The sequence below is a fragment of the Kosakonia sp. BYX6 genome, from assembly GCF_038449125.1.
GTDB classification, from domain to species: Bacteria; Pseudomonadota; Gammaproteobacteria; order Enterobacterales; family Enterobacteriaceae; genus Kosakonia; species Kosakonia calanthes.
Window position 1 is genome coordinate 529,766 of sequence record NZ_CP151800.1, and the last position, 13,872, is coordinate 543,637.

The 13,872-nt window shown below is 55.1% G+C and carries 11 protein-coding genes; 7 read left to right on the forward strand and 4 right to left on the reverse strand.

Going from position 1 to position 13,872, the window contains the following annotated elements:
* Nucleotide 1: 1 nt before the first annotated feature.
* The 4 genes from accB to msrP all read right to left on the reverse strand — a co-directional run bounded on the left by accB (nucleotide 2) and on the right by msrP (nucleotide 2,777).
* Nucleotides 2-469, reverse strand: a complete 468-nt coding sequence (gene accB / locus AAEY27_RS02400) for an acetyl-CoA carboxylase biotin carboxyl carrier protein (protein WP_342323338.1) — start codon at nucleotides 467-469, stop codon at nucleotides 2-4.
* 21 nt (nucleotides 470-490) lie between these two features.
* Nucleotides 491-943, reverse strand: a complete 453-nt coding sequence (gene aroQ, locus AAEY27_RS02405; RefSeq protein WP_342323339.1) for a type II 3-dehydroquinate dehydratase — start codon at nucleotides 941-943, stop codon at nucleotides 491-493.
* A gap of 235 nt (nucleotides 944-1,178) precedes the next feature.
* Nucleotides 1,179-1,778 (reverse strand): protein-methionine-sulfoxide reductase heme-binding subunit MsrQ, encoded by a 600-nt coding sequence (gene msrQ, locus AAEY27_RS02410; RefSeq protein ID WP_342323340.1) that lies wholly within the window; start codon nucleotides 1,776-1,778, stop codon nucleotides 1,179-1,181.
* Complete coding sequence (gene msrP / locus AAEY27_RS02415; RefSeq protein WP_342323341.1) at nucleotides 1,779-2,777, reverse strand: protein-methionine-sulfoxide reductase catalytic subunit MsrP; 999 nt, start codon at nucleotides 2,775-2,777, stop codon at nucleotides 1,779-1,781.
* Nucleotides 2,778-3,070: 293 nt separating this feature from the next.
* On the opposite strand from msrP, the gene csrD reads away from it, so the two are divergent.
* The 7 genes from csrD (at nucleotide 3,071) to yhdP (ending at nucleotide 13,819) form a co-directional block, all read left to right on the forward strand.
* On the forward strand, nucleotides 3,071-5,002 hold the full coding sequence (gene csrD, locus AAEY27_RS02420) for an RNase E specificity factor CsrD (RefSeq protein WP_342323342.1): 1,932 nt from the start codon (nucleotides 3,071-3,073) through the stop codon (nucleotides 5,000-5,002).
* A gap of 306 nt (nucleotides 5,003-5,308) precedes the next feature.
* The gene (mreB, locus tag AAEY27_RS02425; RefSeq protein WP_006818047.1) at nucleotides 5,309-6,352 is read left to right on the forward strand and encodes a rod shape-determining protein MreB; all 1,044 of its coding nucleotides are present in this window, start codon (nucleotides 5,309-5,311) and stop codon (nucleotides 6,350-6,352) included.
* 63 nt (nucleotides 6,353-6,415) lie between these two features.
* On the forward strand, nucleotides 6,416-7,414 hold the full coding sequence (mreC, locus tag AAEY27_RS02430; RefSeq protein ID WP_342323343.1) for a rod shape-determining protein MreC: 999 nt from the start codon (nucleotides 6,416-6,418) through the stop codon (nucleotides 7,412-7,414).
* Entirely contained in the window at nucleotides 7,414-7,902 is a 489-nt protein-coding gene (gene mreD, locus AAEY27_RS02435; RefSeq protein WP_187800282.1) for a rod shape-determining protein MreD, read from the forward strand. Before mreC ends, mreD begins: the two co-directional genes overlap by 1 nt.
* Nucleotides 7,903-7,909: 7 nt before the next feature.
* A complete protein-coding gene (locus AAEY27_RS02440) occupies nucleotides 7,910-8,503 on the forward strand; it encodes a Maf family protein (protein ID WP_342323344.1) in 594 nt (197 codons plus the stop codon).
* Nucleotides 8,493-9,962 carry a ribonuclease G gene (gene rng, locus AAEY27_RS02445; RefSeq protein WP_342323345.1) on the forward strand — a complete coding sequence of 490 codons (1,470 nt, stop codon included), beginning with the start codon at nucleotides 8,493-8,495 and terminating at the stop codon, nucleotides 9,960-9,962. The genes AAEY27_RS02440 and rng overlap by 11 nt, the downstream gene beginning before the upstream one ends.
* A 47-nt stretch (nucleotides 9,963-10,009) precedes the next feature.
* Nucleotides 10,010-13,819 carry an AsmA2 domain-containing protein YhdP gene (yhdP, locus tag AAEY27_RS02450; RefSeq protein ID WP_342323346.1) on the forward strand — a complete coding sequence of 1,270 codons (3,810 nt, stop codon included), beginning with the start codon at nucleotides 10,010-10,012 and terminating at the stop codon, nucleotides 13,817-13,819.
* Nucleotides 13,820-13,872: the final 53 nt, after the last annotated feature.

A 13,872-nucleotide genomic window follows, 5' to 3' on the forward strand; every position in this document is an offset into this window, starting at 1 on the left:
GTTACTCGATGACGACCAGCGGCTCGTCAAATTCAACCGGTTGGCCACTTTCAACCAGAATGGCTTTCACCACGCCTGCTTTATCGGCTTCGATCTGGTTCATCATTTTCATCGCTTCAACGATGCAGAGGGTGTCGCCCACGTTAACTTTCTGGCCGATTTCGATGAACGCTTTAGCGTCCGGGCTCGGGGTGCGATAGAAGGTTCCGACCATCGGGGAACGTACGATGTGACCACTGATTTCTGCTGCTGCAGGGGCTTCCTGCGCTGCGGCAGGCGCGACAGCGGTAGCCAGTGCAGGCTGTTGTTGCATCATCGGCGCGGCATAAGCCTGCTGCATAACCGGGAAACCTGCATTAGGCGCGCTGCGGCTGATGCGAACAGACTCTTCGCCTTCAGAAATTTCCAGTTCAGAGATGCCTGATTCTTCAACCAGCTCGATCAGTTTCTTAATCTTACGAATATCCATGAGTGGGTTCCGTACTCTTGTTTAGTGTGATTGTGACAGGCGTTTAACCGCCGTCTGTAAAGCGTATGAATAACCGTCCGCACCCAACCCGCAGATAATGCCTGCGGCAATATCCGAAAGATAGGAGTGGTGGCGAAACGGCTCCCGCGCATGCACATTGCTCAGGTGGATCTCAATAAACGGGATGCTCACCGCCAGCAATGCGTCGCGGATAGCAACACTGGTGTGCGTAAACGCGGCCGGATTGATCAGGATGAAGTCCACATTGTCTTTAGCCTGATGAATACGGTCGATGATTGCGTACTCCGCGTTTGACTGAAAATGCGCCAGTTCCACATCAAGCGACGCTGCTTCCGTGCTCAAACGGTTAACAATCTCATCGAGCGTGAGCGTGCCATACTTCTCAGGTTCACGGGTGCCGAGCATGTTAAGGTTCGGTCCGTTTAACACTAAAATGTGAAACTTATCAGCCATTATGCCGCTATCTCCTGCGATTCTCCGGTAAAAAACAAAATATACCTTCGATCCACGATTGTCACCTTTCCAGGGTGGAAAAAAACCTGAAAATGAAAACCGAAGTCGCGCATTATAACGATTTCGTAGCAATTGGCAGCTAAATACTGGTCTTATCAGGGAAGATTATCAACCACGCCACCGGATATGGCGAAGAATGATAGCCTTTCTGCGGGGAACTGCACAGAATGAAAAGCTAATGCCACCATTGGCGGAACTTCTTGTAACGCCACGCTAACAGGGCGATAGCAGCGGCTGCGTAAAGGATTGGTTGCGGGGAAAGCACCTTCACCGACCAGAGATAGTGAATCGGCGCGAGGATCGCCACCAGATAGACAAAGTTGTGCAGTTTTTGCCAGCGCTTGCCTAATTTTCGCTGCGCCCACTGCGTTGACGTGGCGGCCAGTGCCAACAAGATCAGCCAACTGATCGCCCCAAGCATCAAATAAGGACGCGTGGTCAGTTCCTGCCCCAGCAACACCAGGTTGTTAATACCCAATTCCAGCAGCGCGTAGCTGGTGAGATGCAAGGTCGCCCAGGCGAAACACCACAGTCCGAGCAGGCGTCTGGTGCGAATCAATAAAGGTTGTTTTGCATAACGCGCGAGCGGGGCGACCAACAGGCCCGCCAGCAGGAATTTCAGCGCCATCCTGCCGGTAAAATGCTGAATATCTTTCGCCGGATCGGCACTGAAATAGCCCTGGTTAGCCGCCCAGAACAGCCAGATAAACGGCAGCAGACCGGCCAAATGCAGCGCAACTTTCAGCCAGGTTACCTGTTTTGCTGTTAAACGCACTTAGAAGTTCTCCTTAAGATCCAGCCCGTGATAGAGCGACGCCACTTCATCCGCGTAACCGTTAAACAATAATGTCGGCTGACGTTTTACATCCAATGCCCCGCCCGCGCCAATAAACCGCTCGGTGGCCTGCGACCAACGCGGGTGATCGACATGCGGGTTCACATTGGCATAAAAACCATACTCTTGCGGCGAGGAGAGGTTCCACGTCGTTGGCGGTCGTTTGCTGGTCAGCTTAATGCTGACAATGGATTTAATATTCTTAAACCCGTATTTCCACGGCACTGTCAGGCGAATGGGCGCGCCATTTTGCGGCGGCAGCGCTTTGCCGTACACCCCAACGGTCAGCAATGTGAGGGGGTGCATCGCTTCATCTATCCGTAACGCTTCTACATAGGGATAGGCCAGCCCGCCGCCGATAAAACGGTCTTTCTGCCCAGGCATCTCATCGGGCGAATAGCGCGTCTGGAAAGCGACATACTTTGCGTTGCTGGTGGGTTCAACCAGCGCCAGCAGTTTATGCAGTGGAAAACCAATCCACGGCACTACCATCGACCAAGCCTCCACACAGCGCAGGCGGTAAATTCGCTCTTCCAACGGGAAGCGCGAGGTGAGCTCCGCATGATCGAGCGTGAGCGGCTTCGCCACTTCGCCATCAATCGTTAATGTCCAGGGATCGGTTTTCATCCCGCCCGCATTGGCGGCAGGGTCGGCTTTATCCAGCCCAAACTCATAAAAGTTGTTGTAGCCGGTGACTTTTTCTTCCGGGGTCAGCGGAAGCGGATTTTGCCATTGCGCGGGTTTGCTAAAATCGAGCGGTTTGCCGGCCGGGGCTTTCGGCCGATCGTGGCCTTTAAACCAATCCAACAGATCGGCATGGGCTGCCGACGAGAGCGTGGCGGCCGTTGCGCCAATACCCAACATTTTCAGTACTTGGCGGCGCTGCATCATAAAGACGGATTCAGCAGTCACATCAGCTTCGGTCAGTTTTTTCTTCATTACATCCTCCGTCAGTGTGGCACCTAAGCATGGTGCAAGAGACGCACAAGCGCGAGCGGCAGTGTGTTACCAAACATTGAATATTGCCCGTAAAATCCATTCTTTAGGCCTATTGATTATTGGCAAATAATTTCTGAAGACTATACTCGCAGGTGTGAAAAACGGTGCCTCACTATTCTTAAAGCCTGCGGGCCCTTTCTGGACACGATTACGCATAAAAGTTAGTACTTACTATTTTTGCTTTAACCGGGTCGGTACCGTTTCGTTCTTTATATAACGGAGTTAACACAAGGATGCGATTAACGACGAAATTTTCTGCTTTTGTGACCCTGCTAACGGGGCTGGCGATTTTTGTCACCCTCATTGGCTGTTCACTCAGCTTTTATACCGCCATTCAGAGCAAAGTGGCCAACCGCGTGCAAGCCGTGGCCGCCGTCGTCGACACCCGTTTGATTTCAACGCCGGTTGCCAGACTTGCGACACAACTTGATGAGTTGATGGTGCCGGTCGATATTACCGCCATCGAAATCAAACAAGGCAGGCGCACGGTGCTGAGCTATACGCGTAACGAAAGTTACCGCCCGGCGGGCAGTAACTACCAAACCCGTGAATTGCACATCCCTTCGCTCAAAAATCCCGGTTTAACGTTTACGCTGGTCTATCAGGATCCGATGGCGAACTACTTTCGTTCGCTGTTGACCACCGCGCCGTTGACGGTGGCGATCGGTTTTATGCTGGTCATTGTTTCTCTCGCCGTGCGCTGGCTGCGCCGCCAGCTTTCTGGCCAGGAGTTGCTGGAGACGCGGGCGACGCGGATCCTCAATGGCGAGCGCGGCCCGCAGGTGCGCGGCAGCATTTATGAGTGGCCATCACGCACTAGTAGCGCGCTGGACGTGCTGCTGACCGACATCCAGTTTGCCAGCGATCAACGCAGCCGCATGGACACGCTGATCCGCTCTTACGCGGCGCAAGACACGCGCACCGGCCTGAATAACCGCCTGTTTTTTGATAACCAACTGGCGACGCTGTTGGAAGATCAGGAAAAAGTTGGTTCGCACGGCGTGGTGATGATGATTCGTCTGCCGGATTTTGACCTCATGCGCGAGGCGACAGCGGCGGAAGAGTATCTCTTTACGCTCATCAATCTGCTTTCCACCTTTATTATGCGTTACCCTGGTGCGCTGCTGGCGCGCTATCACCGCAGCGATTTCGCCGTACTGTTGCCGCACCGCACATTAAAGGAAGCGGAAAGCATCGCCGGGCAGATCCTCAAAGCGGTTGATGGCTTGCCGCCAACCAAAATGTTGACCCGCGAAGACATTATGCATATTGGTATCTGCGGCTGGCGCGGCGGGCAGCCCACCGAACAGGTAATGGAACACGCGGAAGCCGCGGCGCGCAACGCGATGCTGCAAGGCGCGAATAGCTGGTCGGTCTATGACGACACCTTGCCAGAGCAAGGGCGCGGCAATGTCCGCTGGCGAACGCTTATCGAACAGATGCTGAGCCGTGGCGGGCCGCGTGTTTATCAAAAACCGGCGGTTAACCGCGACGGGCAAGTGCATCACCGGGAGTTGATGTGCCGCATTTTCGACAGCGAGCAAGAGGTGATTGCCGAAGAATATATGCCGATGGTGTTGCAGTTTGGTCTCTCCGAAGAGTACGACCGTTTGCAGGTGACGCGCTTGATGCCGTTCCTCGGTTTCTGGCCGGAAGAAAACCTGGCGATGCAGGTCACCGTTGAGTCATTGATTCGCCCGCGTTTTCAGCGCTGGCTGCGCGATACATTGATGCAATGCGAAAAATCGCAACGCAAACGGATTATTTTTGAACTTGCGGAGGCTGATGTCTGTCAACACATCAGCCGGTTACAGTCGGTTGTGCGTTTAATCAACGCGTTGGGCGCGCGCGTCGCCGTGATTCAGGCGGGCCTGACGTTGGTGAGCACCAGTTGGATTAAAGCGTTGGATGTTGAGTTATTAAAGCTGCATCCGGGGTTGGTCAGGAACATTGAAAAACGCACCGAAAATCAGCTGCTGGTGCAAAGCCTTGTGGAGGCGTGTAAAGGCACGCGAACGCGAGTTTTTGCAACCGGTGTTCGTTCGCGCGGCGAATGGCAGATGCTGGTGGAACGGGGTATTGCGGGTGGACAAGGCGATTTCTTCGCGTCTTCCCAACCGCTCGATACCAATGTGAAAAAATATTCGCAAAGATATTCGGTTTGAACTGCTGTTTGAATCGTTTTCACGTAGAATAATGTGCGCTGTCGTATTTGGGGGCGTGCGTGCCTGCCCGCCGGATTATCGCAGTACAAAAAAGCCGGTTTGACCTTTGACAGGTTGTAAATGCAACGTGCTGGAACAGGTGGTTTTTTTCGCTTCCGGACGAAGTCATGTCGTTTTGCAACAAAGGAAACAAACTGCACTAATTTTCACCGTAGCAGATACTTCTTACGCCTTGTCGCTGCTGCGTGTGGTTGGTAAAGTAAGCGGATTTTGTTTCCGCCCCAGCTTTCAGGATTATCCCTTAGTATGTTGAAAAAATTTCGTGGCATGTTTTCTAATGACCTGTCCATTGACCTGGGTACCGCGAATACCCTGATTTATGTAAAAGGACAAGGCATCGTACTGAATGAGCCTTCCGTGGTAGCCATTCGCCAGGATCGTGCAGGTTCACCGAAAAGTGTGGCCGCGGTCGGTCATGAAGCGAAGCAGATGCTTGGGCGTACTCCGGGCAATATCGCGGCTATCCGCCCGATGAAAGATGGCGTTATCGCCGACTTCTTCGTCACCGAAAAAATGTTGCAGCACTTCATCAAGCAAGTGCACAGCAACAGTTTTATGCGTCCAAGCCCGCGTGTTCTGGTTTGTGTCCCGGTTGGCGCAACCCAGGTTGAACGCCGCGCTATCCGTGAATCCGCACAGGGTGCTGGCGCTCGTGAAGTCTTTCTGATTGAAGAACCGATGGCCGCGGCAATTGGCGCAGGCTTACCGGTTTCTGAAGCAACCGGTTCTATGGTTGTTGATATCGGTGGTGGTACCACCGAAGTCGCCGTTATCTCCCTGAACGGCGTTGTTTACTCTTCCTCTGTGCGCATTGGTGGTGACCGTTTCGATGAAGCGATCATTAATTATGTGCGTCGTAACTACGGTTCCCTGATCGGTGAAGCCACCGCAGAACGTATCAAACACGAAATCGGCTCCGCTTATCCGGGCGACGAAGTGCGTGAAATCGAAGTCCGTGGTCGTAACCTGGCTGAAGGTGTGCCGCGCGGTTTCACCCTGAACTCTAACGAGATCCTCGAAGCGTTGCAGGAACCGCTGACCGGTATTGTGAGCGCAGTAATGGTTGCTCTGGAACAGTGCCCGCCAGAACTGGCTTCTGATATCTCCGAGCGCGGTATGGTGCTGACCGGTGGTGGCGCGCTGCTGCGTAACCTTGATCGCCTGTTAATGGAAGAGACGGGCATTCCCGTTGTAGTTGCAGAAGATCCACTGACTTGCGTAGCGCGTGGCGGTGGCAAGGCGCTGGAAATGATCGATATGCACGGCGGCGACTTGTTCAGCGAAGAGTAGTCCGCGCCAGATACGGAGCAACTGTTGCTCCGTATCTGTCTGGCCTGAGAATACGCAAAGCCTATGAAGCCAATTTTTAGCCGTGGCCCGTCACTGCAGATTCGCCTTTTTCTGGCGGTTTTGGTGGCGCTTGGAGTCATTATTGCCGACAGCCGCCTCGGTACGTTCAGCCAAATCCGAACGTACATGGATACTGCCGTCAGCCCTTTCTATTTTATTTCCAATGGTCCCCGCGAATTATTAGACAGCGTGTCGCAAACGCTGGCTTCGCGCGATCAGCTTGAGCTTGAAAACCGGGCGTTGCGTCAGGAATTGCTGCTGAAAAACAGCGAACTGTTGATGTTAGGACAGTACAAGCAAGAGAACGCGCGCCTGCGTGAACTGCTCGGTTCGCCGCTGCGTCAGGACGAGCAAAAAATGGTCACCCAGGTGATCTCCACGGTGAACGATCCCTACAGCGATCAAGTCGTTATCGATAAAGGCAGCGTCAACGGCGTTTACGAAGGCCAACCGGTCATTAGCGACAAAGGCGTGGTCGGTCAGGTTATCGCGGTTGCGAAGATGACCAGCCGGGTGCTGCTGATTTGCGATGCCACCCACGCGCTGCCGATTCAGGTGCTGCGTAATGATATCCGCGTGATTGCCGCCGGTAACGGCTGTACCGATGATTTGCAACTGGAACATCTGCCCGCGAATACCGATATTCGCGTCGGCGATGTGCTGGTGACATCGGGTCTTGGTGGGCGCTTCCCGGAAGGTTACCCGGTTGCGGTGGTCTCGTCCGTTAAGCTGGATACGCAGCGCGCGTACACGGTGATTCAGGCTCGACCGACTGCCGGCCTGCAACGTTTGCGTTATCTGCTGCTGCTGTGGGGCGCCGATCGTAACGGTTTGAACCCGCGAACGCCGGAAGATGTGCACCGTGTTGCCAATGAACGTCTGCTACAGATGATGCCGCAGGTTTTACCGTCCCCGGATACCATGGGGCCGCCTGCGCCAATGCCAGCTCCGGCGACCGGTATTACACAACCGCCGCCGCAAGTCTCTCCGGGAGGGCAATAGTGGCAAGCTATCGTAGCCAGGGGCGCTGGGTCATCTGGCTCTCGTTTTTCATTGCGCTATTGCTTCAAATCATGCCCTGGCCGGATGACATCATCGTCTACCGGCCAAACTGGGTACTGCTGATTTTACTCTATTGGATCCTCGCCTTACCGCATCGCGTAAATGTTGGCACGGGTTTCGCGATGGGTGCCATACTGGATCTGATTAGCGGGTCCACCCTTGGCGTACGTGCGTTGTCCCTGAGCATCGTCGCCTACCTGGTCGCATTGAAATTTCAGTTATTCCGTAATCTGGCGCTCTGGCAACAAGCGCTGGTGGTGATGTTGTTGTCGCTGGCAACAGAAGTGATTGTCTTCTGGGCCGAATTTTTGGTGATTAACGTTTCGTTCAAGCCAGAAATTTTCTGGAGCAGCCTGGTGAATGGCGTGCTCTGGCCGTGGATCTTCTTACTCATGCGCAAGATTCGCCAGCAGTTTGCAGTGCAATAAGGTTGATATGACAGATATTTGGCTTGCTTCTGGTTCTCCCCGCCGTCAGGAACTGCTCACGCAGCTTGGGGTTTCATTCGAGCGCATTGTTCCGGGCATTGAGGAGCAGCGCCAGGCGCAGGAAAGCCCCCGACAGTATGTGCAGCGCCTCGCCCGTGAAAAGGCGCAGGCGGGTGTGGCGATGGTGTCTGGCGATCTGCCGGTGTTGGGCGCGGATACCATCGTTGTATTAAATGGCGAAGTGCTTGAAAAACCGAAAGACGCCTCGCATGCTGCCAGTATGTTGCGCCAACTTTCCGGGCAAACCCATCAGGTGATGACCGCAGTCGCGCTGGCGGATCGCCAGCAGGTGCTGGATTGTCTGGTGACAACCGAAGTGACCTTCAAAGTGTTATCGGAAAAGGAAATCGCCGACTACGTTGCCAGTGGTGAACCGCTGGATAAAGCCGGCGCGTATGGTATTCAGGGGCTGGGTGGCTGTTTCGTCAGAAAAATTAACGGTAGTTATCATGCCGTTGTGGGGTTACCGCTGGTGGAAACCTGTGAATTGCTGAGCAATTTTAACGCACTGCGTGAAGGAAGAGATAATCATGACGGCTGAATTACTGGTCAACGTTACACCCTCGGAAACACGTGTCGCTTATATCGATGGCGGCATCCTTCAGGAAATTCACATCGAGCGCGAAGCACGGCGCGGGATAGTAGGCAATATCTACAAAGGTCGGGTCAGCCGGGTACTGCCGGGCATGCAGGCGGCTTTTGTAGATATTGGTCTGGAAAAGGCGGCGTTCCTTCACGCCTCCGACATTATGCCGCATACCGAATGCGTCGCCGGGGAAGAGCAGAAAAACTTCACCGTTCGCGACATCTCCGAACTCGTCCGTCAGGGGCAGGATCTGATGGTACAAGTGGTGAAAGATCCGCTTGGCACCAAAGGCGCGCGCCTGACGACCGATATCACGCTGCCTTCCCGTTATCTGGTGTTTATGCCTGGTGCCGCGCATGTCGGGGTTTCTCAGCGTATCGAAAGCGAAGCCGAGCGTGATCGCCTCAAACACGTGGTCGCCAACTATTGCGACGAGCAGGGCGGCTTTATTATTCGTACTGCCGCTGAAGGGGTATGTGAAGAGGATCTCGCGTCCGACGCCGCTTACCTTAAGCGCGTGTGGACGAAGGTGATGGAGCGCAAAAAACGCCAGCAGACCCGCTATAAACTGTATGGCGAGCTGGCTTTGGCGCAGCGTGTTTTGCGTGATTTCGCCGATGCGCATCTGGATCGCATCCGCGTTGACTCACGCCTGACGTTTGAAGCGCTACTGGAGTTCACCGCCGAATACATCCCGGAGATGACCAGCAAGCTGGAGCACTACAGCGGGCGCCAGCCGATTTTCGACCTTTTCGATGTCGAGAACGAAATCCAGCGTGCGTTGGAGCGCAAAGTTGAACTGAAATCTGGCGGTTATCTGATAATTGATCAGACCGAAGCGATGACCACCGTCGACATCAATACCGGCGCCTTCGTGGGCCACCGCAATCTCGACGACACCATTTTCAACACCAACATCGAAGCCACGCAGGCCATTGCTCGCCAGCTACGATTGCGTAATCTTGGCGGCATTATCATTATTGATTTCATTGATATGAATAATGAAGATCACCGCCGCCGCGTACTGCACTCGCTGGAGCAGGCGCTGAGCAAAGATCGGGTGAAAACCAGCATCAATGGTTTCTCGCAGCTTGGCCTGGTGGAGATGACCCGCAAACGTACACGGGAAAGCGTGGAGCACGTGTTGTGTAACGAATGCCCCACCTGTCATGGCCGCGGCACGGTGAAAACGGTTGAAACCGTGTGCTATGAGATCATGCGCGAAATCGTTCGCGTGCATCATGCTTACGATTCGGATCGCTTCCTGGTCTATGCTTCCCCGGCGGTGGCGGAAGCGTTAAAAAGCGAAGAGTCGCACGCGCTGGCGGAAGTGGAAATCTTTGTCGGCAAGCAGGTCAAAGTGCAAATCGAGCCGCTCTATAATCAGGAGCAGTTTGACGTAGTCATGATGTAATTGCGAAGCTGTGCTGCGGATCGGGTTTAGTTGACAAGGAGAGAGGCGTGAGGCGACTGCCGGGGATATTGCTGCTTACAGGAGCGACGCTGATCGTTATCGCGGCGTTGCTGGTAAGTGGGCTGCGCCTTGTTTTACCGCATCTGGATAAGTGGCGTGCGCCGATCCTCGCGCAAATCACGGCGCAAACCGGTGTTCCGGTCAGCGCCAGCCAGCTACAGGCACGCTGGCAAACCTTCGGCCCTGAACTGGACGTGCGCGACATTAAAGCGACGCTCAATGACGGCGGCGATCTCTCCGTCAAACGCGTGACGCTGGCGCTGGATGTCTGGCAAAGCCTGATCCATCTGCGCTGGCAGTTCCGCAATCTCACCTTCTACCAGCTTGAAATGCACAGCAATACGCCGTTGCAACGAAACGACAACGGCGAAACCCTTGCGTCAGACCGCATCAGCGATCTGTTTTTACGGCAATTCGATCACTTCGATCTACGCGACAGCCACATCAGTTTCCTGACACTCTCCGGCCAGCGCGCCGAACTGGCGATCCCGCAATTAACCTGGCTTAACGGCAACGATCGCCACCGAGCGGAAGGGCAGGTAAGCCTCTCCAGTTTGACCGGGCAGCACGGCATTATGCAGGTACGTATGGATCTGCGTGATGATAACGGTCTGTTGAATAATGGGCGTGTCTGGTTGCAGGCCGACGATATCGACGTTAAACCCTGGCTTGGCAAATGGATGCAAGACAATGTCGCGCTGGATTCCGCGCGCTTTAGCCTTGAAGGCTGGCTGACGCTGAATAAAGGCGAGGTCGCAAGCGGTGACGTGTGGCTGAAAAAGGGCGGTGCCAGCTGGCAGGGCGATAACACGTTGCACCGCATGACGGTGGATAACCTCACCGCGCACGTTTCCCGCCAGCAACAAGGCTGGCAGTTTGACGTGCCGGTCACGCGAATCGCCATTGATGACAAACCCTGGCCGCAGGGCGCGCTGAGTTTTGCCTGGGTTCCGGCGCAGGAAGTGGGCGGCGCCAACAGCCAGCGCAGCGATGAACTTCGCGTTCGCGCCAACAATCTTGAGTTGGGCAGCCTGGAAGGGCTGCTGCCGATCGCGCAGAAAATTTCACCAGAGTTATTTAACATCTGGAACACCATGCAGCCCGGCGGCAAGCTGGAACAACTGGCGCTCGATATTCCCCTGCAAGCCACCGAGAAAACCCGTTTCCAGGCGCAGTGGAACGACATTAGCTGGAAGCAGTGGAAGCTGTTGCCAGGCGTTGAGCATCTGGCCGGTAAGCTGGAAGGCAGCGTCGAAGACGGGCGTCTAACCGCCGATATCACGCAGGCGAAAATGCCGTATCAGACCGTCTTTCGTGCGCCGCTGGAGATTGAAAAAGGCGTCGCCACGCTGAACTGGCAGAAGAACGCGCACGGTTTCCAGTTGGACGGTCGCCATATTGATGTGCAGGCCACTGGCCTTCACGCGCGCGGTGATTTCCGTTACCTCAAGCCGCAGGGCGATGAGCCCTGGCTTGGTATTCTGGCGGGGATCAACGTTTCCGATGCCGGTCAGGCGTGGCGCTACTTCCCGGAAAACCTGATGGGCAAAGCGCTGGTGGATTATCTGAGCGCGGCAATCAAAGGCGGGCAAACGCAAAACGCGACGCTGGTCTACGGCGGCAACCCGCATCTGTTCCCCTATAAACACAACGAAGGTCAGTTTGAAGTGCGTGTGCCGCTGCACAATGCGACGTTTGCCTTCCAGCCTGATTGGCCTGCGCTGCAAAACCTCGATATCGAACTGGACTTCCTTAACGACGGCCTGTGGATGAAAAGCGACAAGGTGGCGCTCGGCGGCGTGACGGCCAGCAACCTGACCGCGACCATACCGGATTACATCAAAGAGAAGCTGCTGATCGATGCCGATATCAACGGGCCGGGCAAAGCCGTTGGGCCATACTTCAAAGAGACGCCGCTGCACGACACGCTCGGCAGCGCGTTAGATGAACTGCAAATTGACGGCGATGTGAGCGCTCGCTTACATCTCGATATTCCGCTCGACGGCGAAATGACCCTCGCCAAAGGCGACGTGGCGCTCAACAACAACTCGCTGTTTATTAAGCCGCTCAACAGCACCCTGAAAAACCTCAGCGGTAAATTCAGTTTTGAGAACGGCAACCTGCAGAGTGAGCCGTTACAGGCCACCTGGTTTAACCAACCGCTGAACGTTGATTTCTCCACCACCGAGGGTGAAAAAGCCTACCAGGTGGCGGTGAATCTGAACGGTAACTGGCAACCCGCGCGTACCGGCGTGTTGCCCACGCGACTGAACGATGCGCTGAAAGGCAGCGTGGCGTGGAAGGGCAATGTGGGCATTGAGTTGCCCCATCGCGGCGGCACAACTTACAAGGTCAATATTGACGGTGATTTGAATAATCTCGCCAGTACGTTGCCGCCGCCGCTGGATAAACCCGCAGGCAAAGCGCTGCCGGTAAAAGTGAATGTCGAAGGGAACCTGCGCAGCTTCAACCTGACGGGCAACGCTGGGGGAAACCACCATTTCAACAGCCGTTGGTTGCTCAATAACAAACTGACGCTTGACCGCGGGATCTGGGCGTCGGACAGCCGCACCCTTCCGCCGCTGCCGGAACAAGCCGGGCTGGAGTTGAATTTACCGGCGATGAATGGCGCGCAATGGCTGGCGCTGTTTAAACAAGGCGTGGCGAATAACGTCAGCAGTTCGACGACCTTCCCGGAAAGCGTGACGCTGCGAACGCCTGCGCTGACGCTGGCCGGTCAACAGTGGAACAACCTGAGTATTGTCTCGCAGCCGCAAATTTCTGGTTCGACCATTGAAGTGCAGGCGCGCGAAATCAGCGGGGCGCTCACGGTACGTGATAATGCGCCGTGGCAGGCCGCCATTCGCTATCTCTATTACAATCCGACGAGCACGGCGCCAAATGATAATGACATTTCGTCGCCGTCCACGCTGCTGCGCGGGCAGACACGGGTGGATTTCACCGGCTGGCCGGATCTGCAACTTCGCTGCAAAGAGTGTTGGTTGTGGGGGCAGAAATATGGTCGCATCGACGGTGATTTCGCCATTAACGGCGACACACTCACACTGGCGAATGGCCTGATTGATAGCGGCACCGCGCGTTTAACCGCCGATGGCGAATGGGTTAACCGCGACGGCGCGGAACGTACATCGATCAAAGGCGCGTTGCGCGGTGAGAAGATCGATTCGGCGATGGGCTTCTTCGGTGTGCCGACACCGGTGCGCGATTCGTCGTTCAATATTAATTACGATCTGCACTGGCGCAGCCCGCCGTGGCAGCCGCAGGAAGAGTCGCTGAACGGCATCCTACGCACGCGCCTGGGTAAAGGACAAATCACCGATATCAGCACCGGGCATGCCGGGCAGTTGTTGCGTCTGTTTAGCGTCGATTCGCTGCTGCGCAAGCTGCGTTTTGATTTCAGCGATACCTTCAGCAGTGAAGGTTTCTGGTTCGATTCGATTCGCAGCACGGCGTGGATCAAAGATGGCGTCCTGCACAGCGACGATACGTTGGTCGATGGCCTGGAAGCCGATATCGCGATGAAAGGTTCTGTGAATCTGGTGCGCCGCGAGTTGGATGTGGAAGCCGTGGTCGCGCCGGAAATCTCCGCGACAGTCGGTGTGGCGGCGGCGTTTGCGGTTAACCCGATTGTTGGTGCGGCGGTGTTTGCGGCCAGTAAAGTGCTGGGTCCACTGTGGAATAAAGTCTCCATTTTGCGCTACCACATTACCGGTCCGGTGGACCAGCCGCAGATCAACGAAGTCCTGCGCCAGCCTCGCACCGACAAAAAGCAATGATTTGACGGCATCGGCGAATTGCCTCAAGCTCCTTGTATCACACTTTTTTATTG

Excerpts from the sequence above, each read along its gene's own strand:
- msrP (WP_342323341.1), bottom strand. The coding sequence starts at position 2,777 with ATGAAGAAAAAACTGACCGAAGCTGATGTGACTGCTGAATCCGTCTTT.
- csrD (WP_342323342.1), top strand. The coding sequence starts at position 3,071 with ATGCGATTAACGACGAAATTTTCTGCTTTTGTGACCCTGCTAACGGGG.
- aroQ (WP_342323339.1), bottom strand. The coding sequence starts at position 943 with ATGGCTGATAAGTTTCACATTTTAGTGTTAAACGGACCGAACCTTAAC.
- mreB (WP_006818047.1), top strand. The coding sequence starts at position 5,309 with ATGTTGAAAAAATTTCGTGGCATGTTTTCTAATGACCTGTCCATTGAC.
- rng (WP_342323345.1), top strand. The coding sequence starts at position 8,493 with ATGACGGCTGAATTACTGGTCAACGTTACACCCTCGGAAACACGTGTC.
- AAEY27_RS02440 (WP_342323344.1), top strand. The coding sequence starts at position 7,910 with ATGACAGATATTTGGCTTGCTTCTGGTTCTCCCCGCCGTCAGGAACTG.
- mreC (WP_342323343.1), top strand. The coding sequence starts at position 6,416 with ATGAAGCCAATTTTTAGCCGTGGCCCGTCACTGCAGATTCGCCTTTTT.
- accB (WP_342323338.1), bottom strand. The coding sequence starts at position 469 with ATGGATATTCGTAAGATTAAGAAACTGATCGAGCTGGTTGAAGAATCA.